The 19,534-nt window shown below is 69.7% G+C and carries 17 protein-coding genes; 7 read left to right on the forward strand and 10 right to left on the reverse strand.

The window, feature by feature from the left end; all coding sequences use genetic code 11:
- Positions 1-4 precede the first annotated feature (4 nt).
- On the reverse strand, positions 5-802 hold the full coding sequence (locus Tchar_RS08130; RefSeq protein ID WP_144328565.1) for a cytochrome C assembly family protein: 798 nt from the start codon (positions 800-802) through the stop codon (positions 5-7).
- A gap of 25 nt (positions 803-827) precedes the next feature.
- On the opposite strand from Tchar_RS08130, the gene ffh reads away from it, so the two are divergent.
- The 3 genes from ffh (at position 828) to Tchar_RS08145 (ending at position 3,518) form a co-directional block, all read left to right on the forward strand.
- Positions 828-2,201 carry a signal recognition particle protein gene (ffh, locus tag Tchar_RS08135; protein WP_144328566.1) on the forward strand — a complete coding sequence of 458 codons (1,374 nt, stop codon included), beginning with the start codon at positions 828-830 and terminating at the stop codon, positions 2,199-2,201.
- 244 nt (positions 2,202-2,445) lie between these two features.
- Entirely contained in the window at positions 2,446-3,069 is a 624-nt protein-coding gene (locus tag Tchar_RS08140; protein ID WP_144328567.1) for a hypothetical protein, read from the forward strand.
- A gap of 230 nt (positions 3,070-3,299) precedes the next feature.
- Positions 3,300-3,518: a nucleotidyltransferase family protein gene (locus Tchar_RS08145; RefSeq protein WP_144328568.1), complete on the forward strand. Its 219-nt coding sequence runs from the start codon at positions 3,300-3,302 to the stop codon at positions 3,516-3,518.
- Here Tchar_RS08145 and Tchar_RS08150 read toward each other — a convergent pair.
- Positions 3,511-4,047, reverse strand: coding sequence for a dihydrofolate reductase (locus Tchar_RS08150; protein WP_144328583.1), 537 nt, complete (start codon positions 4,045-4,047; stop codon positions 3,511-3,513). The two genes, Tchar_RS08145 and Tchar_RS08150, sit on opposite strands and share 8 nt — an antisense overlap.
- A gap of 129 nt (positions 4,048-4,176) precedes the next feature.
- Here Tchar_RS08150 and alaS point away from each other — a divergent pair, with 129 nt between their 5' ends.
- The gene (gene alaS, locus Tchar_RS08155; RefSeq protein WP_144328569.1) at positions 4,177-6,816 is read left to right on the forward strand and encodes an alanine--tRNA ligase; all 2,640 of its coding nucleotides are present in this window, start codon (positions 4,177-4,179) and stop codon (positions 6,814-6,816) included.
- A gap of 11 nt (positions 6,817-6,827) precedes the next feature.
- Here alaS and Tchar_RS08160 read toward each other — a convergent pair whose 3' ends face one another.
- The 7 genes from Tchar_RS08160 to Tchar_RS08190 are packed head-to-tail and all read right to left on the reverse strand — an operon-like array spanning position 6,828 to position 13,637.
- Entirely contained in the window at positions 6,828-7,394 is a 567-nt protein-coding gene (locus tag Tchar_RS08160) for a TMEM165/GDT1 family protein (protein WP_144328570.1), read from the reverse strand.
- Between the two features lie 36 nt (positions 7,395-7,430).
- Positions 7,431-8,408, reverse strand: a complete 978-nt coding sequence (locus Tchar_RS08165; protein WP_144328571.1) for a pseudouridine synthase — start codon at positions 8,406-8,408, stop codon at positions 7,431-7,433.
- Positions 8,409-8,422: 14 nt separating this feature from the next.
- Entirely contained in the window at positions 8,423-9,622 is a 1,200-nt protein-coding gene (gene ribD, locus Tchar_RS08170; protein WP_144328572.1) for a bifunctional diaminohydroxyphosphoribosylaminopyrimidine deaminase/5-amino-6-(5-phosphoribosylamino)uracil reductase RibD, read from the reverse strand.
- Positions 9,603-10,397: a tRNA (guanosine(46)-N7)-methyltransferase TrmB gene (gene trmB, locus Tchar_RS08175; protein ID WP_144328584.1), complete on the reverse strand. Its 795-nt coding sequence runs from the start codon at positions 10,395-10,397 to the stop codon at positions 9,603-9,605. Before trmB ends, ribD begins: the two co-directional genes overlap by 20 nt.
- The gene (gluQRS, locus tag Tchar_RS08180) at positions 10,385-11,350 is read right to left on the reverse strand and encodes a tRNA glutamyl-Q(34) synthetase GluQRS (protein WP_144328573.1); all 966 of its coding nucleotides are present in this window, start codon (positions 11,348-11,350) and stop codon (positions 10,385-10,387) included. The genes trmB and gluQRS overlap by 13 nt, the downstream gene beginning before the upstream one ends.
- 17 nt (positions 11,351-11,367) lie before the next feature.
- A complete protein-coding gene (locus Tchar_RS08185; protein WP_144328574.1) occupies positions 11,368-12,507 on the reverse strand; it encodes an NAD(P)/FAD-dependent oxidoreductase in 1,140 nt (379 codons plus the stop codon).
- A gap of 38 nt (positions 12,508-12,545) precedes the next feature.
- On the reverse strand, positions 12,546-13,637 hold the full coding sequence (locus Tchar_RS08190) for a LysR family transcriptional regulator (RefSeq protein WP_144328575.1): 1,092 nt from the start codon (positions 13,635-13,637) through the stop codon (positions 12,546-12,548).
- A 133-nt stretch (positions 13,638-13,770) separates the two neighbouring features.
- On the opposite strand from Tchar_RS08190, the gene Tchar_RS08195 reads away from it, so the two are divergent.
- The 3 genes from Tchar_RS08195 (at position 13,771) to dnaE (ending at position 18,812) form a co-directional block, all read left to right on the forward strand.
- Positions 13,771-14,520: a pirin family protein gene (locus Tchar_RS08195; RefSeq protein ID WP_144328576.1), complete on the forward strand. Its 750-nt coding sequence runs from the start codon at positions 13,771-13,773 to the stop codon at positions 14,518-14,520.
- A gap of 85 nt (positions 14,521-14,605) precedes the next feature.
- The gene (locus Tchar_RS08200; protein WP_144328577.1) at positions 14,606-15,160 is read left to right on the forward strand and encodes a flavodoxin family protein; all 555 of its coding nucleotides are present in this window, start codon (positions 14,606-14,608) and stop codon (positions 15,158-15,160) included.
- 85 nt (positions 15,161-15,245) lie between these two features.
- The gene (gene dnaE / locus Tchar_RS08205; protein ID WP_144328578.1) at positions 15,246-18,812 is read left to right on the forward strand and encodes a DNA polymerase III subunit alpha; all 3,567 of its coding nucleotides are present in this window, start codon (positions 15,246-15,248) and stop codon (positions 18,810-18,812) included.
- A gap of 51 nt (positions 18,813-18,863) precedes the next feature.
- On the opposite strand, the gene tolA is transcribed toward dnaE, so the two are convergent.
- The coding region (gene tolA, locus Tchar_RS08210; RefSeq protein WP_236640395.1) for a cell envelope integrity protein TolA at positions 18,864-19,534 on the reverse strand (671 nt) is incomplete at its 5' end.

The raw sequence follows: 19,534 nt of genomic DNA on the forward strand, positions 1-19,534 counted from the left end.
CTGTTCAGACGCCGCGGCGCAAAATCACTTCGAGCACGAAGTGCGAACCCACATAGGCCAGCAGCAGCAAAACGCCCGCTGCGTACAGCATACGCACCGCCAGCCGCCCGCGCCACCCCCAGCGCCAGCGGCCCCACAGCAAGGCCCCCAGCACCGCCCACGACAGCGCGGTAAAGACGGTTTTGTGGGTGATCCAGCCGGCGGTGGGGTGCAGCAGTGCGGTCAACACCCATCCGGCCAGCAGCGTCAGCGTCAACAGCACGAAGGCGGCGGCGACGAAGCGAAAGGTCAGGCGCTCCAGCGCCAGCAGGGGCAGCCCGGCCGGGGTGGCGGCGCCACGGCGCAGGCTGGCTTCGGTGCGCTGCATCATCCAGCCGTGGGCCACCGCCACGCCCAGCAGGCCGTAGGAGGCAAAGCCCAGCGCCCAGTGCAGCGGCAGCCATGGCGAGGGCAGCCCGGGGTAGGCGCTACCCGGAAACAGCAGCGTCAACAGCACGGCCGGGGCCCCCAGGCCGGCCAGGGTCCAGCGCGTGGCCAGCTGCGGGTACAGGCGGGTTTCCACCGCGTACACCGCCAGCACCAGCCAGGCGGTGACGGACAGCATGAGCGCGAAGCCGAAGCGCACGGGCTGCTCGGTAAACGCCGCCAGCAGCGCCAGCGCGTGCAGCAGCAGCGTGCCGACGGTGAGGGCGCGGGTGACGCTGCGGCCAGCGCGCGCCGCCCCGGCCGCCAGTGCGGCATAACCCGCCGCCGCGCCCCACGTCAGCACGGCCGTCCACCAGGGGCTCACCGGTACAATCATTCGCTTAGTGTAACGAAGGCCCGCCATGGCATCCGCGCTCACCGAAAAACTGTCGCGCCTGGTCAAGGAGATTCGCGGCCAGGCCCGCATCACCGAAAGCAACGTGCAGGACATGCTGCGCGAGGTGCGCATGGCGCTGCTGGAGGCCGACGTGGCGCTGCCGGTGGTGCGCGACTTCATCGCCCGCGTCAAGGAAAAGGCGCTGGGGCAGGAGGTGGTGGGGTCGCTGACGCCGGGGCAGGCGCTGGTGGGCATCATCCACAAGGAGCTGGCCGCCACCATGGGCGCTGGGGTGGCCGACCTGAATCTGGCCACGCAGCCGCCGGCGGTGATTTTGATGGCCGGCCTGCAGGGCGCCGGCAAGACCACCACCACCGCCAAACTGGCCAAATGGCTCATCGAGCGCCGCAAGAAAAAGGTGCTCACCGTCAGTGGCGACGTGTACCGGCCAGCGGCCATCGAACAGCTCAAGACGGTCACGCGCCAGGCCGGCGCCGAGTGGTTTCCCAGCTCGCCCGAGCAGCAGCCGCTGGCGATTGCGCTGGCGGCGCTGGCGTATGCGCGTACCCATTACTTCGACGTGCTGATCGTCGACACCGCCGGACGGCTGGCCATCGACGAGGCGATGATGCGCGAGATCCAGGCGCTGCACGCGGCGCTCAAGCCGGTGGAGACGCTGTTCGTGGTCGATGCCATGCAGGGCCAAGACGCGGTCAACACGGCCAAGGCGTTCGCTGCCGCGCTGCCCTTGACCGGCATCGTGCTGACCAAGCTCGACGGCGATGCGCGCGGCGGCGCGGCACTGTCGGTGCGCGCGGTCACCGGCGCGCCGATCAAGTTCGCCGGGGTGAGCGAAAAGATCGACGGCCTGGAGTTGTTCGACGCCGAGCGCCACGCCGGGCGCGTGCTGGGCATGGGCGATATCGTCGCCTTGGTGGAGCAGGTCACCGCCGGCGTGGACCTGCAACAGGCACAAAAACTCGCCGCCAAGGTCAAGAGCGGCGGCTTCGATCTGGAGGATTTTCTGGAGCAGATTCGCCAGATGAAGAAGATGGGGGGCTTGTCCAGCCTGCTGGACAAGCTGCCGACGCAACTGGCGGCCAAAGCCGGTGAAGCCGACCTGAGCCGGGCGGAAAAAGACATTCGGCGCAAAGAAGGCATCATCTGCGCGATGACCCCTGAGGAGCGCCGCCGGCCCGAGATCATCAAGGCCAGCCGCAAGCGCCGCATCGCAGCCGGGGCGGGGGTGCCCGTGCAAGAGGTCAACCGGTTGCTCAAAGAGTTCGAACAGATGCAGGCCGTGATGAAAAAAATGAAAGGCGGCGGCTTGATGAAGATGATGAAGCGCCTGGGGGGCTTGAAGGGCCTGGGTGGCCTGCCGGGGCTGCCCGGGCGTTGAGGGAGGTGATCCGGGCATTGTCCCGGACCGAGGGCTGGTGCGGTTTGGCTTTCGGCGCGGTGTTGTGCCGCTGCCGGCCGTGTGCGTCTTGCCGGCACCGTTGGCTGGCGTGGGTCATGAAATGGTCGGCCGCAGACGAGCGAGGGCCGCGGGGATGCTGGGAGCCTGTCCTTCGGTGGGGCACCCGTGGCGCTTGATGTAACGCAAGGCGCGGGCAGGCGCGGCCCGGTACCATGCGCATACCGTGTGGTTGTTGGAACTTGCGCTGGCCGTCGTGGCCCTGCTGGCTGCCCTGCTGGTGCAGCCGTGGCGCTTGCTGCGCGGCCCGCTGCTGACACCGACGCTGGCGGCGGTGGCGCTGTTGCCGTGGTTTTGGCTGCTGCCGCAAAAGCTGCCGCAGGGCATGGCGGTGCAGTTTTCCGGCGCCAGCCTGCTGGTGCTGATGCTGGGCTGGCCGCTGGCGGTGCCGACGCTGGCGCTGGTGGCGGTGCTGGTGTGGGCACTGGGCGCGCAGCCGTGGCTCGCGGTGCTGTCGCAATTTACCTGGGTGGGGCTGGTGCCCGCTACCCTGGCCCTGGCCATCGGCTGGGTGCTGCGCCGCTGGTTGCCGCCCAATCCCTTCATCTACACGCTGGGCCGGGGCTTTTTGGGCACGGCGGTGGCCTTGTTTGCGTCCGGCGCGCTGTACGAAGGCATCCACCACCTGATGGGCGGCGTGACCCTGCACGACGCACTGGTGGCGCGCTGGCTGATGGCCTGGGGCGACGCTTTCCTGACCGGCTTGTTTGCGGCGGTGTTCGTGGCCTTCGCCCCGCAGTGGCTGGCCACCTGGTCCGACGAGCGCTATCTGCGTCCGCCGGCGCGCTGACGCCGACGGATGGCGCCCGCCCCGTCGGCTGCGCTACGTTGGACCGGGTGATGGTGCGCACATGGCTCGTCGAGGTTGCAGGAGGTACCGCACCGCCGGCGGCGATCGCTCGCTTGTAGAATGAAATTATGAGGCGCGACGATGCCATCGGCCAGATCGATCCACGGGATCGCGCGGCCCTGATCCGCATTTTGCAACCGCTGGTGCGGCAGTACGGCGCCCAAGTGTAGTTGTTTGGTTCGCGTGCCCGGGGGGATGCGCGCCCGACCTCCGACATCGACCTGGCGCTGAAAGCCCCGATGGCGATCGATCCGACGGTCCTAGCGCACGTGCGTGAGGCGCTGGAGGAGTCGCACATTCCGCTGCTGGTCGATCTGATCGATTACGAGGCCGTGGCGGAGCCGCTGCGGCGCGCCATCGACGCCGAAGGGGTCGCGTGGATCAACTGACCCGCTCGTAGGTGACGAAGGCAAAGGGCAGGCCGTCGGCGCTGCGGTGGGACTCGCGCGCCACCTCGCGCCACGCCGGCCCCAGGGTGGGGGCGTAGGCGTCGCCCTCGTAGGCACGGTCGATTTCGGTGACGACGGCGCGCTGCGCCCAGGGTTCGGCTTGGGCATACACCTGGGCGCCGCCGATGACCCAAACTTCCGCCGGCGGCTGACCGTCGGCGCCGCGCAGCGCGCGGCAGTGTGCCAGCGCCGCCTCCAGGCTGGCCGCCGGCACGGCCCCGGCCGCCTGCAGCGCAGCGGCGCGGTCCGGGTCGCGCGTCAGCACCAGGTTGACGCGGCCCGGCAGCGGTCGAAACCGCGGGGACAGCGACGCCCAAGTGGTGTGCCCCATGATGACCGGGCAGCCCTGTGTGAGCCGGCGAAAGTGGGCCAAGTCTGGCGGCAGATGCCAGGGCAGCGCAGGCTGCCCAGCGCGGGTGCAGCCGATGACGCCGTTGGCGGCGCGGGCATAAATCAGGTTCAGTCGCATCGCGGCCGCAGCATAGCGCAGTCGGGCCGGCACGGCTGGCGGACGGGCCGCGCCAGCCGCCGCGGCGTGGCGAGCGGCGCCCCGATGGCCCTCGTAAAATGAAGGGTTACCCCAATCCTTTCGACCGACATGAGCCAAGCCGCCGACCGACCGTTTTTTTCCGTGGCCGACATCCGGCGCACGTTTTTGGACTTTTTTGCCCAGCGCGGCCACACGGTGGTGCCGTCCAGCCCACTGGTGCCGGGCAATGACCCGACGTTGATGTTCACCAACTCGGGCATGGTGCAGTTCAAGGATGTGTTTCTGGGCACCGACCGGCGTCCCTATGTGCGCGCGGCGTCGGTGCAGGCGTGCCTGCGCGCCGGCGGCAAGCACAATGACTTGGAAAACGTGGGCTACACCGCGCGCCACCACACGTTTTTCGAGATGCTGGGCAACTGGTCGTTTGGCGACTACTTCAAGCGCGAGAGCCTGAAGTGGGCCTGGGAGCTGTTGACCGAGGTCTATAAGCTACCGGCCGAGCGCCTGTGGGCCACCGTCTATATCGACGATGACGAGGCCTACGACGTCTGGACGAAAGAAATCGGCCTGCCACCCGAGCGCGTGGTGCGCATCGGCGACAACAAGGGTGGCAAATACCAGAGCGACAACTTCTGGATGATGGCCGACACCGGTCCCTGCGGCCCGTGCTCGGAAATCTTCTACGACCATGGCCCCGAGGTGCCGGGTGGGCCGCCGGGCAGCCCCGACGCCGACGGCGACCGCTACATCGAAATCTGGAACAACGTGTTCATGCAGTTCGACATGCAGCCCGACGGCTCGGTGCGGCCGCTGCCGGCGCCCTGCGTGGACACCGGCATGGGGCTGGAGCGGCTGGCCGCCATTTTGCAGGGCGTGCACAGCAACTATGAAATCGATCTGTTTCGCACCCTGATTGCGGCCGCTGCGCGCGAGACCGGCGCCAGCGATCGGGACAGCCCCAGCCTGCGCGTGATCGCCGACCACATCCGCGCCACCGCCTTCCTGGTGGCCGACGGCGTCATCCCAAGCAACGAGGGGCGCGGCTACGTGCAGCGGCGCATCATCCGCCGCGCCATCCGCCACGGCTACAAACTGGGCCGCACGGCGCCGTTCTTCCACAAGCTGGTGCCCGACCTGGTGGCGTTGATGGGCGAGGCCTACCCCAACTTGGCCGCTCAGGCGCCGCGCGTGATGGAGGTGCTGCGCGCCGAGGAAGAGCGCTTCTACGAGACGCTGGCGCACGGTATGGAGATTTTGGACGTCGCGCTGGCCGGTGGCCAGACCGTGCTGCCGGGCGAGGTGGCCTTCAAGCTGCACGATACCTACGGGTTTCCGCTGGACTTGACGCACGACGTTTGCCGCGAGCGCGGCGTGGGGGTGGACGTGGCCGGCTTCGAGGCGGCGATGGAGCGCCAGAAAGCCCAGGCGCGCGCTGCCGGCAAATTCAAGATGGAGCGGGTGCTGGACTACGCCGGCCCGGCCAATGCCTTCGTTGGGTACGACGAGCTGCAGGCGGCGGCCAAGGTGGTGGCACTGTACGTGGACGGCACGCCGGTGGCCGAGCTCAAGCACGGCCAAAGCGGCGTGGTGGTGCTGGATACCACCCCGTTTTATGCGGAAAGCGGCGGCCAGGTGGGCGACGCTGGCGTGCTCGTCAGCGGCTCGGCGCGCTTCGAGGTCACCGATACGCAAAAGATCAAGGCCGATGTCTTCGGCCACCACGGCACGCTGGTGCAGGGGACGCTGGCGGTGGGCGACCATGTGCAGGCGCAGGTGGACCTGGCGCGGCGCGCCGCCACCATGCGCAACCACTCGGCCACCCACTTGTTGCACAAGGCGCTGCGCGAGGTGCTGGGCGAGCACGTGCAGCAAAAAGGCTCACTGGTGGATGCGCAGCGCACGCGCTTCGATTTCTCGCACAATGCGCCGCTGACGGTGGAGCAGTTGCGCGCCATCGAGGCGCGCGTCAACGCCGAGATCCTGGCCAACACCGACACCCAGGCGCGCCTGATGGATCTGGAGTCGGCCAAAGCAGACGGGGCCATGATGCTGTTTGGCGAGAAGTATGGCGAGACGGTGCGCGTGCTCGACATTGGCAGCAGCCGCGAGCTGTGTGGTGGCACGCACGTGCGGCGCACCGGCGACATCGGTCTGTTCAAGATCGTTGCCGAGGGCGGGGTGGCAGCCGGCATCCGCCGGGTCGAGGCCGTCACCGGCGACAACGCGCTGGCCTACGTGCAAGGGCTGGAAGCGCAGATGCAGGCCGCAGCCGACGCGCTGCGCGCGCCGGCCACCGATGTGGTGGCGCGCATCGGCCAGTGGCAGGAACAAATGCGCGCGCTGGAAAAGGAAGTGGCCGCCCTCAAAGCCAAGCTGGCCGCGCTGCAAGGCGGTGAGCTGGCGGCGCAGGCGGTGGACGTCAAAGGGCTGAAGGTGTTGGCGGCGCGCGTGGATGGCGCCGATGCCAAGACGTTGCGCGAGACGGTGGATCAGCTCAAAGCCAAGCTGGGCCACGCCGTGGTGGTGCTGGCCAGCGTGGACGCGGGCAAGGTGCAACTGGCCGCTGGTGTCACCCCCGACGCCGTGGCGCGCGGGCTCAAAGCCGGCGAGCTGGTCAACGCGGTGGCGCAACAGGTGGGTGGCAAGGGCGGCGGCAAGCCCGACCTGGCCATGGCCGGCGGCACCGATGCCAGCCGGCTGCCGCAGGCCCTGGCCAGCGTGGTGGACTGGGTGGCCGCGCGCGCCTGAGTGCGGCGCGCTCAGGCCCCCAGCAAGGCCCACAGGCCCAAGGCGGCCAGCAGCGCCGCGGCGCCCAGGTGGATCGCACGCACCGGCAGCCGGTGCGCCAGGCGGTCGCCCAGCCAGACGGCGGGGGCGTTGGCCAACATCATGCCCAGCGTCGTGCCCAGCACCACCGCCGTCCAGGCCTGAAATTGCGCGGCCAGCGCCACCGTGGCCACTTGCGTCTTGTCGCCCATTTCGGCGATGAAAAACAGCAGCGTGGTGGTGCCGAACACGCCCCAGCGGCTGCGGCGGTCGGCGTCGGCGTCCTCGTCCAGCCGGTCGGGTATCAACATCCACACCGCCATCGCCAGAAAACTCACGCCGAGTGCCCAGCGCAGCACGTCGGCGGTGAGCCAGCGTGCCAGCAGCACGCCGATGCCACCGGCCAGCGCGTGGTTGAGGACGGTGGCCGTCAGAATACCCCAGACGATGGGCCAGGAGCGCTGGTAACGCGCTGCCAGCACCAGCGCCAGCAATTGGGTTTTGTCGCCGATTTCGGCCAGTGCCACCAGCGCGGTGGACAGCAGGAAAGTGGTGAACATGGTCAGGCAGCGGTGAAAGAAAAACCGGGCGCGGCGTCACGGCGCGGGTGTGACCGAGCCGACTGTGTCGGGCCCGCTGAGCCGCAGGCGGCTGTGAAATTGCCGTCGCTGGCCGGTGATGGGGTCGTCGAAGGCGATGGCCTGGGCCAGCAGTTGCAACGGTGTCGCGTAGTCCGGGGGATCGTCCGGCCCGATGCGCACCACTGGATACCACGGGTCACCGACGATGGGCAGGCCCAGGGCGCACAGGTGGACGCGCAGCTGGTGACGCTTGCCGGTGACGGGGCGCAGCCGGTAGCGCGCCCAGCGCCCCTGCGGGCCCAGACGCTGCAGGGGTTCGATCCAGGTTTCGCTGTTGGGTGGCAGCCCCTCCTCGGGGGCGGCCTCGCGCATGCGAAAGAAGGCGTGCTCGTCTTCGCGCAGGTGGCTGAGGCGGCGCTGCGGCCAGGGCAGATCGTCGCGCCAGGGGGCGATGGCTTCGTAGATTTTTTCCACGCGCCGCTGGCGAAACAGGCGCTGGTAGGCGTCGCGCTCGGCGGCGCGCACGCTCAGCACCACGAGCCCTGCGGTGTCGCGGTCGATGCGGTGCAGCGGGCTGAGTTCCGGCAGGTTTAGCGCGCGCCGCAGCCGCACCAGCAGGGTCTCGCGCACATAGCGCCCGCCGGGCGTCACGGGCAGGAAGTGTGGCTTGTCCACCACCACCAGGTGCGCGTCGCGAAACAACACCTGTTCCTGGAAGGGAATCGGGGGCTCGTCCGGCAAGTTGCGCCAGTAATACACGCGCTGGCCATGCAGATAGGGGGCGTGTTCGTCGAGGGGGCGGCCGTCTTCGTCCAGTACCTGGCCGGCGCGCAGGCGCGCCAGCCACTGGGCGCGCGAGGCGCCGCGCAGCCGCTCGGCCAAAAAGTCCAGCAGGGTGGGCCACGGGCAGTGGCGCAGCCGCGGCAGGGCCACGCAGCTGGGCGCGACGCCGTCGCGCAGCGCCAAGGCCGGGTTTTTGGGCGGGCGGGCCATGGGGCGAGGGCGACTCAGAGCACAGCGCTGGGTTCGACCAGCGCGGGGGTGCGGCCCGGCACGCGCGCCAGCACCCGTATGTCCGGGCCGACGCTGTGCACCGACACGAATGCGAGTGGCCAGCCGTCCTCCAGCCGCGTCAGCGGCCCCAAGGTCGTCAGGCCCGCGCCGGCGCCGAGCAGGCGCGGCGCCAGATACAGCAGCAGCTCGTCCACCCCGCCGGCGCGCCACCAGGAGGCGTTGAGTTCGGCGCCGGCTTCGATGTGCAGTTCGTTGACGTCGCGCGCAGCCAGGTCGGCCAGCACCGCAGCCAGATCGACCTTGGGGGGGCCACCCGGGGTTTTCGGGGGGCCGGGGCGGTCCACGATGGTCACCCCCATCGCCTGCAGGGCATCGCGCTTGGTGCGCTGCGCGGCGCTGGGGTGGGCGCCCAGCGCGGTGTAGAGCAGCGCCGCCCCAGGCGGCTGCAGAATGCGCGCCGTCGGGTCGATGTCGAGCGCGGAGTCCAGCACCACGCGCAGCGGCTGGCGCGCGCTGGGCACCAGGCGCACGTCCAGGCGCGGATCATCACGGCGCACGGTGCCGATGCCGGTCAGAAGCGCGCCGGCGCGGCGCCGCCAGGCGTGCCCGTCGGCGCGGGCCGCCTCCTCCGTGATCCACTGGCTGACGCCGTTGGGCAGGGCCGTGATGCCGTCCAGCGACGCGGCGATCTTCATGCGCACCCAGGGCCGTCCGTGGCGCATGCGTTGCCAAAAACCGATGTTGCGCTCGCGTGTGGCCAGCGCGGCCGGATGATCGGTGGGCAGTACCTGCACGTCGATGCCGGCGGCGCGCAGGCGCTGCACGCCGGCGCCGGCCACGCGCGGATTGGGGTCGATGGCGGCGATGACGACGCGCTCGACGCCAGCGGCGATGAGGGCATCACAGCACGGTGGCGTGCGCCCGTGGTGGCTGCAGGGCTCCAGCGTCACCCAGACGGTGGCGCCGCGCGTGTCGGCGCCGGCAGCCTGGGCGGCGCGCAGGGCCATGATTTCGGCGTGCGCGTCGCCCGCGGCTTGGGTGTGGCCGTCGAAGCAGCGGCCATCGCGCGTGCGCAGCCGAGCGGCTACGCGCGGGTTGGGGTCGGACAGGCCCTCGGCGTGCTGGGCGAGCGCGTCGAGCTGCGCCCACCAAGCGGCATCGGTGGCTTCGGTCTCAGGTGGGCAGGGAGTCATCACAGCGCCGAAAAATCAGGTCCCACACACCATGGCCCAGGCGTAGGCCGCGCTGCTCGAATTTGGTGGGGGGCCGGTACGCGGGACGCGGTGCATAGCCACCCAGCGCGGGATCGGTGCTGGCGTTGACCAGCAGCGGTTCGGCCGTGAGCACCTGCAACATCTGCTCGGCATAGGGCTGCCAGTCGGTGGCCAGGTGCACATACGCTCCCGGCTTGAGACAGCTGGCCAGCAGCGCCACGAACGGCGCCTGGATCAGACGCCGCTTGTGGTGGCGTTTTTTGTGCCAGGGGTCCGGAAAGAAGATATGCACGCCATCGAGCCCGCGCTCGGGATGCGTGGCCGACCACGCTGGCAGCATGTGCTGCAGCACTTCCACCGCGTCGTGCTGGACGATGCGGATGTTGGTCAGCCCCAGCTCGCCGATGCGCTTGAGCAGCGCGCCCACGCCGGGCTCGTGCACTTCGCAGCACAAAAAATTCTCGTCTGGTCGCAGGCGCGCGATGTGCGCCGTGGCTTCACCCATGCCAAAGCCGATCTCCAGCACCAGCGGTGCGCGCCGGCCGAAAGCCGCTTCGGCGTCCAGCGGCGCGGGCGCAAAGGGCAGCACGAAGCGCGGCCCCAGCGCCGCCAGTGCTTTGGCTTGGCCAGTGGTGGTGCGCCCGGCGCGGCGCACGAAGCTGCGCACGGTCTTCGGGTAGGGCACGTCGGCGGGCGCGGCGCCCGGTTGGGACACTGTGGGAGGGGAGGTGTTGGAAACCGTCACGGGTCCGATTGTAGAGAGCGCGCCGGGCCGCCGTCGGCGGCGCGGCGGGGTGCGCTGTCGGGCAGGCGCCAGCGCTGACCCCAGGCCTCGATCCAGCTGTGCAGGGTCGCTTGCAGCGTGGGTCGCGGCGGCGGCAAGTCCAGCACGGTGGCGGCGGCGGCCAGAGCCGCCAGCGGGTCGCGCACATCCAGCGGCTGCGCCCCGTTTTGCTTGGACAGTTTTTCGCCATTGGGCCCGAGCACCAACGGGGTGTGCAGGTAGCGCGGCGTCGGCAGGCTCAGCGCGTGTTGCAGCACGATCTGGCGCGCGGTGTTGTCGGCCAGGTCTTCGCCGCGCACCACGTCGGTGACGCCTTGCGCGCCATCGTCCACCACCACTGCCAGCTGGTAGGCCCACAGGCCATCGGCGCGCTTGAGCACGAAGTCGCCCACTGCGCAGGCCACGTCTTGCGCCTGCGCGCCCAAGCGGCGGTCGTGCCAGTGCAGCGGCACGGGCAGATCCAACGCGGCGACGATACGGCCGACGTGTAGCCGCCAGGCGCGCGCGGGCCGCCCCCGCAGGCCCCCCTGTTCGGGGCGGCAGGTGCCCGGGTAGGGCAGGGCCTGGTGGCGCGTGCGTGGCATCCCGCGCGCTCGCCACGCCGCTTCGATATCCTGGCGGGTGCAGGCGCAGGGGTAGGCCCAGCCGGCGTCGATGAGGCGTTGCAGCGCCTCGGCGTAAGCGCCGTTGCGTGCCGACTGGTGCCACACTGGCGCATCGGGTCTGAGCCCACAGGCGGCCAACTGGGCCAGGATCTGGGCGTCCGCACCGGTGATGCAGCGTGGGCGGTCCACGTCTTCGATGCGCACCAGCCAAGTGCCATCGTGCGCGCGCGCATCCAGCCAGCTGGCCAGCGCCGCGACCAGCGAGCCGGCGTGCAGCAAGCCCGTGGGCGAGGGGGCGAAGCGACCGCGATACACCATCGCCGCCAGGGAGCCGTTCAGAGAGCGCGTCCGGTTTCGAGTACGCTCAACGCCAGCTCCAGGCCCGACAAAAAGGCGTGTTCGACCCGGTGGCCCAGACACCAATCGCCGCACAGGCCCAGCCCGCTTGGCGCATCCCACAGGCAGGGCTCACCCAATGGGCGCTGGGTTTGCGCGTAGCGCCAGCGGTGGGCCACCGCGTGTTCGGGTGTGGCGGCGATGCCGGTGAGATCGGCGAAAGCACGCAGCAGCTTGGCGGTGACGCGCTGCGGGTCGTCTTCCAGATGGTCGGCCGACCAGGACGGGGCTGCCTGCACGACCCAGCGCGCCACCGCGCCGCGTTCCGGTTTACTGGTTTCGCGCGCCACCCAGGCGATGCGGTGATGATCGCTGCGCGCGGCATCCCAGGGCGGACCCCAATCGGGCGTCTGCGGGGCCTGGGGCCAAGCCAGCATCAGCGTCCAGCACGGCGCCACCCGCACTTCGTCCTGCAGCCGCTCCTGCCACGCGGCGGCCACGGCGCTGGCGTGCAGCAGGGCGGCGGCCTGCGGATGCGGCAACGCCAGCAGCACGGCATCGAAGCCGCCGTGCACGGGTGGGGTGTCGTCGCTGGCGCGCACATGCAGCTGCCAGCGGCGCGGCGTCAGTGCATCGGGTTGTAGCGCCAGCACCTCGGCTGACCACCAGCAGCGCTGCCCTTTGCCTTGTTCCAGATCTTGCGCCCAGTATTTGACCAAGGCGCTCATGCCCGGCACTGCCACCCAGCGGGTTTCGCCGCCGGGCGGCGGGCTGACCAGGTGTTGGCCCTCGGCATCGAGCACGCGCACCCGGCGCGCCACCCAGGGCTGTACGGGCGCCGCGGTGGCGCGCAGCGCGTGCGCAAAGCGTTCGTCGCGCACGGTGAAAAATTGCGCGCCGTGGTCGAAGCCGCCAAATGGCGTGCGGCGGGTGGCCATGCGGCCGCCGGGACCGCGCGACTTGTCGAACACACTCACCTGCCAGCCGGCTTGGGCCAAGGTGCGCGCGGCGGTGATGCCCGCGATGCCAGCGCCAACGATGGCCACCCGCCCCGGGGCAGTGGTGATGGGACGGGGCGCGGGGCGGGTGTGGCGGCGCGGGCGCGCGACCTCGGCAGGGGGGCGGGGTGGACGGGGCATGGATGACGGCAACAAAACCAGGCGAGTCGGACGGCGCCTCACGAACCGGAATCTAGCAGAGTGGCGGTGGGCAGCGGCCGCGGGCAATGCATCAACAGGGCTTGGCGTGTGCGCGGCTGCGCCAGTTGCTGCAGCCACCAGCGCAGGGCGCGTCCGGCACCTTGGGGGCTGGCGGTGTCGGCGCGCCACGCGTAGCCGGTGCGGGCGGTGCGCGCCGGCAGCGTGGTGGGGCAGGCCACCAGCCGGCCCGCGTCCAGATACGGTTGAACCAGCGGCCGCGGCAGCCAGCCGCAGCCCAGACCGCGCAGCTGTGCCTGCAGCTTCATCTCCATGGTCGGCACGGTCAGGACGTCCTGCCCCGGCTGCAGTCCCAGCGTCAGACCGCCGTCGGGGGCGCTGTCGGCTACCGCGACGATGCGGTGCCCGCGAATGTCGTCTGGTGTCAGCGGCGGCTGCTGCTTGGCCAGCGGATGGTGGGGGGCGACGACGAACTCGAACGTCACCTCGCCCAGCGTGTGCAGCCGTACCTGGGCCGGCGGTACCGCATCGAGCGTGACGCCCAGGGCCAGATCGGCCTGCCCGCGCAACAGCGCGTGCAAGGTGCCCGACAGGGTTTCGCTGCGCAGGCGCAGGCGCGTTGGCGCTCCCAGTCCGTAGAAGGCTTCGCACAGCTCCAGCAGGGTACGGGCGTCGATGACGGCGTCGGCGGCGATCGTCAGCTCGGCCTCCCAGCCGGTGGCGATGCGGCGCACGCGCTGCGCCAGGGCGTCCCATTCGCGCAGCAGATGTGCGCTACCGGCCAGCAAGGCCGCGCCTGCCGGGGTGAGCTGGGCGCGGCGCGCGCGGCGATCGAACAGCAGCACATCCAGCGCTTCTTCGATTTGGCGCACGCGGTAGGTGAGCGCGCTGGGCACCACGCCCAGGGCGCGCGCCGCAGCCGCAAAACTGCCGTGCTGCGCCACCGCGGCCAGCCAGGCCAGCTGCTGCGGACCCAGCGCGGCGCGCGTCGCCTCGCCCGCGCCGGCCGCCGGCTGCGGCTCCGCGGCCGCTGGGTTCGCACTGGCGCGGGAGGTCACCGCGCGTACGCGGGCCGCAGCGCGACGGTCGGAGGAGGGGCGCAGGCGTGGCATGGGTCTTTATTTTGTTGCAAGTAGCCAGCCTATTTTCAAAAAAATTGAATACCGACGTCAATCTCTCGCCACCCTCGGCAGCGGCGACGCCGCTACAGTGGTCGCCAGTGACGAGCACGCCAGGAGACGCCCCATGATTTTTCGACGTGCCAGCGCCGAACGCGGCTGGGCCGACCACGGCTGGCTGCAGACGCGCCATTCGTTTTCATTCGCGGATTACGTCGACCCGCGCTACATGGGCTGGGGCAATTTGCGCGTCATCAACGAAGACGTGATCGCCCCCGGCACCGGTTTCGGCATGCATGGGCACCGCGACATGGAGATCGTGACCTACGTGCTGGACGGCGAGCTGTGGCACCGCGACAGCCTGGGCCACGTCGCCGCCATCCATGCCGGCGAGGTGCAGCGCATGAGCGCCGGCAGCGGCGTGCGCCACAGTGAATTCAGCGGCACGCAGGGGCCGACGCACCTGCTGCAAATCTGGGTGCACCCCACGGCACCCGGCGGCGCACCCAGTTATGAGCAAACCGCATTCGATCCGGCCGCCAAACGCGCGCGTTTGTTGCCGATTGCCGTCCCCGTCGACCAGGTGGCCGCGGTGGCCGCTCACGGCCCGCGTCCAGTGGGGTGGCGCGCCGACGCCGTGCTGTACGCCGGCTGCTTCGACGGCAGCGGCGAGGCCGCCACCCACACGCTGGCCCCTGGCCGACTGGCCTACGTGCACGTGGTGCGTGGGTCAGTGGCCATCAACGGTGCCCGCTTCGACGCCGGCGACGCCGCCCTGGTGCAAGAGGAATCGGCCCTACACCTGACCGACGGGCACGAGGCCGAGGTGCTGCTGTTCGACCTGGCGCCCGCCGCGCCGCTTGCCGAGCGCCTGTGACCCCGCCGGCTGCCCTCGCGACCGTATTTTTCCGTCGTTCGATCCGAACGATTTCGTCAACCCCACCTTCAGCAAGGAGTCCATCATGCCCCACATCGTCGTCGTTTATCACTCGGGCTACGGCCACACCCAGCGCATGGCGCAGGCGGTGGCCGAGGGTGCCAACGCACAGCTGATCGCCATCGACGCCGACGGCAACCTGCCCGATGGCGGCTGGGAGGCGCTGGATGCGGCCGATGCCATCATCCTGGGCAGCCCCACCTACATGGGCAGTGTGAGCTGGCAGTTCAAAAAATTCGCCGACGCCTCCAGCAAGGCGTGGTTCGTGCAAAAGTGGAAAGACAAGGTCTTTGCGGGCTTTACCAACAGCGCCACGATGAACGGCGACAAACTCTCGACTCTGCACTATCTGTTCACCCTGGCGATGCAGCACGGCGGCATCTGGGTGGGCACCGGCCTGATGCCGAGCAACACCAAGGCCGCGCAGCGCAACGACGTCAACTATGTCGGCTCGTCGGCCGGCGCGATGGCCACCACGCCGGCGGACGCCAGCGCTCAGGAGATGCTGCCGGGCGACTTGGAGACGGCGCGCCAATTCGGCCAGCGCGTAGCGCAGGTGACGGCGCGTCTGCGCGGCTGACGGCCCGCGCGCGCCGGGCGCCGGCGAGGCCGGCGGCAGCCGCCGCGCCCAGGTCCGGCGCGATGCGCTGCCTACAATCGGGCGCATGTTCGTCCACCTGCGCCTGCATACCGAATTTTCCATCGTCGATGGCACCACCCGCATCGACGACGCCGTGGCGCGCGCGGCTGCCGACGGCCAGCCCGCGCTGGCCATCACCGATTTCAACAACCTATTTGGTGGTATCAAGTTTTACAAGGCGGCGCGCGCGGCGGGGGTCAAGCCGCTGCTCGGTGCCGAGCTGCAATTGGCGGGGTTGGACGACGCTGCAGGCGCCGTCGGCGTCCCGGCCACGACGCCACAGACGCCGCCGCGCGTGCTGGTGTTGGTGCAGCACCACCGCGGCTATCTCAATTTGTGCGAGCTGCTGGCGCGCGCCTGGACGCGCGGCGTGGTGCGCGACCAAGCCTTCGTGCAATGGGCGTGGCTGCAGGAGCTCAGCGACGGGCTGATTCTGTTGTCGGGTGCAGCCGCCGGCCCAGTGGGGCAGGCGTTGCTGGCCGGTGACCAGGCGCGTGCTGCCGACTTGGCGCTGCGGCTGGCGCGGGCGTTTCCGCATCGCTTTTACCTGGAGGTGCAGCGCGCCGGCCGCCCCGCCGACGAGCCGCACGTGCAAGCGGCCGCGGCGCTGGCGGCGCGGCTGGGGTTGCCGGTGGTGGCGACCCACCCCATCCAATTTCTGCGGCCGGACGACTTCGAGGCGCACGAAGCGCGCGTGTGCATCGCCGAGGGCGATATCCTGGCCAACCCCAGGCGCGTGCGCCGCTTCACGCGCGAGCAGTATTTCAAGTCGGCCGCCGAGATGGCCGCGCTGTTCGCCGATCTGCCCAGCGCGCTGGCCAATGCGGTGGAGATCGCGCGCCGCTGCAACCTCACGCTCACCTTGGGCAAGCCGCGTCTGCCGGACTTTCCGATCCCGCCGGTGGACGGACGCCAGCTCGACACCGAAGCGTATTTCCGCCACGTGGCGCGCCAGGGGCTGGAGGAGCGCCTGGTTCAGCTCTACCCCGACGAGGCCGAGCGCGCGGCCCAACGTCCGCGCTATTTGCAGCGGTTGGCGTTCGAGCTCGACACCATCGTCCAGATGGGCTTTCCGGGCTATTTTCTGATCGTGTCGGACTTCATCCAGTGGGCCAAGAACAACGGCTGCCCGGTCGGGCCCGGGCGCGGGTCGGGGGCGGGCTCGCTGGTGGCCTACGCGCTCAAGATCACCGACTTGGACCCACTGCGCTACAACCTGCTGTTCGAGCGCTTCCTCAACCCCGAGCGGGTGTCGATGCCCGACTTCGACATCGACTTCTGCCAAGAAAACCGCGACCGCGTCATCGACTACGTCAAGGGCAAGTACGGCAAAGAGGCGGTCAGCCAAATCGCTACCTTCGGCACCATGGCCGCGCGCGCCGCCATCCGCGATGTCGGCCGCGTGCTCGACTTTGCCTACGGCTTCTGTGATGGTATCTCCAAGCTGGTGCCCAACAAGCCGGGCCTGAGCGTGACGCTGCAATACCCGCCCAACCCCAAGCCCGAGGGCGACAAAAACCACTACGCCATCGAGATGGAGCCGCAGCTGGCCGAGCGCATCGCGCGCGAGGAGGAGGTGCGCCAACTCATCGAGCTGGCGCAAAAGCTCGAAGGCATCACGCGCAACGTCGGCATGCACGCCGGCGGGGTGCTGATCGCCCCTGGCAAGCTCACCGACTTCTGTCCGCTGTACCAGCAGCCCGGCAGCGACGCCACCGTCAGCCAGTACGACAAGGACGATGTGGAGGCCGTCGGCTTGGTGAAGTTCGACTTTCTTGGCCTGGCGACGCTGACCATTTTGGAGCTGGCCAAGACCTTCATCATCGAGCGCCACCCCGAGCAGCGCGACTTCGCCTTCGAGCGCATTACGCTGGACGACCCGGCCACCTATCGTTTGTTCCAGGAGGGGCGCACCGAGGCGGTGTTCCAGTTCGAATCGCGCGGCATGCAGGCCATGTTGCGCGACGCCAAGCCCAGCCGGCTGGAAGACCTCATCGCCCTCAACGCGCTGTATCGCCCTGGGCCGATGGACCTGATTCCGAGCTTCGTGGCGCGCAAACATGGGCGCGAACCGGTGGAGTACCCGCACCCGCTGCTGGAGCCGGTGCTGGCCGAGACCTACGGCATCATGGTCTATCAGGAACAGGTGATGCAGGTGGCGCAGGTGCTGGGCGGCTACAGCCTGGGCGGCGCCGACCTGCTGCGCCGCGCCATGGGCAAGAAAAAGCCCGAGGAAATGGCCAAGCACCGCGAAATCTTTCGCGCCGGCGCAGCCAAAAACGGCATCGACCAAGCCAAGGCCGACGAAGTGTTCGACCTGATGGAGAAGTTCGCCGGCTATGGCTTCAACAAATCGCACGCCGCGGCCTACTCCGTTCTGGCCTACTACACTGCTTGGTTGAAGGTGCACTATCCGGCGGAGTTTTTCTGCGCCAACATGACGGTGGAAATCGACAACACCGACAAACTCAAGGTGTTGGTCGAGGACGCACAGGCGCTGGGTTTGCGCTTCGAGGGGCCGGACATCAACCGCGGCGTCTACCGCTTCGAGCCGGTGGGCGAGCGCGATATCCGCTACGGGCTCGGCGCGATCAAGGGCACCGGCCAGCAAGCCATCGACGCCATCGTCGCGGCGCGCCACGGGCGCGGCGGTGGTCCGCACGGCCAGCGCACCGGCCCCTTTGCCAGCCTGTTCGACTTTTGCGCCCGCATCGACCGCACGCGCGTGAACAAACGCACCGTGGAGGCGCTCATCAAGGCCGGTGCGTTCGACGGCATTGAGCGCAACCGTGCGGCCTTGCTGGCTTCGCTGGACCGTGCTTTCGAGTGGGCCGCGACGTTGGAGGCCAATGCCTGCCAAGGCGGTCTGTTCGACGAGTTCGGGGCCGGTGCAGGTTCGGGCAACGAGCCGCCGCCGCTGGCCGACGCCCTGCCGTGGACGGTGAAGGAACGTCTGGGCCACGAAAAAGCCGCGCTCGGCTTTTACTTCTCGGGCCACCTGTTCGACGAGGTCGAGGCCGAGGTGCGGCGTTTCGTCAAGGTGCGCCTGAGCGACGTGGTCGACAGTCGCGAGCCGTTTCTGGTGGCCGGCATCGTCAGCGATCTGCGTGTCATCAACGGCCAGCGCGGCAAAGTGGCCTTGTTTACGCTGGACGACAAAAGCGCGGTGCTGGAGGCCGTGGCCGACGAAGCGGTGCTGGCGAACCAGCGCGCCGTGCTCAAAGACGACGAATTGGTGGTGGCCCAGGTGCTGGCCCAACCGGATCGTTTTTCGGGCGGTTTGCGGCTGAAGGTGCAGCAGCTGTGGGATCTGCCGGCGGCGCGCTGTCGCTTCGGCAAATTTTTGCGCATCGTCGTTGCCGAACACGCGCCCGACATCGCGACGCTGGTACGGGAATACCCGCCGCGGCGCGAGGCGTCGGAGGTGGGCGAGTGGGTGCGTGCACTGCCGGTGCGGGTGTGGCTGTGGCGTCCCTATGCGCGTTGCGAGCTGCAATTGGACGAGCGCGCCCAGTTCTACCCCAGTGACGCGGCCTTGGCGCGTTGGATGGCGCAGGCGCACGAGCGGCGCGTCGAAGTCGTCTATGAGTGAGCGGGGCCGCTGCGATGCGGCGCGCCAGTGGCGCAGTCGGCGGCGAGGCCCTCACTCCTGCGGCCGAAAGCCCAGGATCAAGGTCGGTGGCACGCGGCCGTTTTCGTCGCGCGGCAAACGTGCCGTGCGCTCGATGGCGCGCAGCACCGCTTCGTCCCAGGCACGGTGGCCGCTGGAAGTGAGCAAGCGACTGCTGACGATGGTACCGTCGGGCAGGGTGCGGACCTCCACCTCGGCGCGCGGGTTGCCGGGTACCGTGTCGGTGAAGACGATGTGCGGTCGGATGTGCGCCACCAGCCGCCCCGCGTAGCTGGCCGATGGGGCGGCGTCGCGCTCGGCGCTGCCACGCGCCGTCGGCGCCCCGCTGGCGCCGGCCTGACCCAGGATGCGCTCCAGGTTGCGCTGGCGCTCGGCCTCCAATAGCGCTTGTTGCTGGCGCTCACGCTCGGCGCGCTCACGGGCGGCCTGCTGTTGCGCCAAGCGCTCGCGCGCCGCTTTTTCCTGCGCCGCCCGTGCCGCCTGCTCACGCGCCTGGCGTTCGCGTTCGGCTTGCTCGCGTGTGGCGCGTTCCCGCTGCGCGCGCTCGGTGGCCAAGCGCTGGGCGGCCTCGCGCTGGCGCTGCACATCTGGCTGCCGTTGCACGGCGATGTCGGCGTCGCGCGAGCTCGCTTCCCCACTGGGGGGCGGCGCCGACATCGCCGTGCAACGGCAGCCAGATGTGC

Origin of the sequence: Tepidimonas charontis (assembly GCF_007556685.1) — a bacterium.
GTDB lineage: Bacteria > Pseudomonadota > Gammaproteobacteria > Burkholderiales > Burkholderiaceae_C > Tepidimonas > Tepidimonas charontis.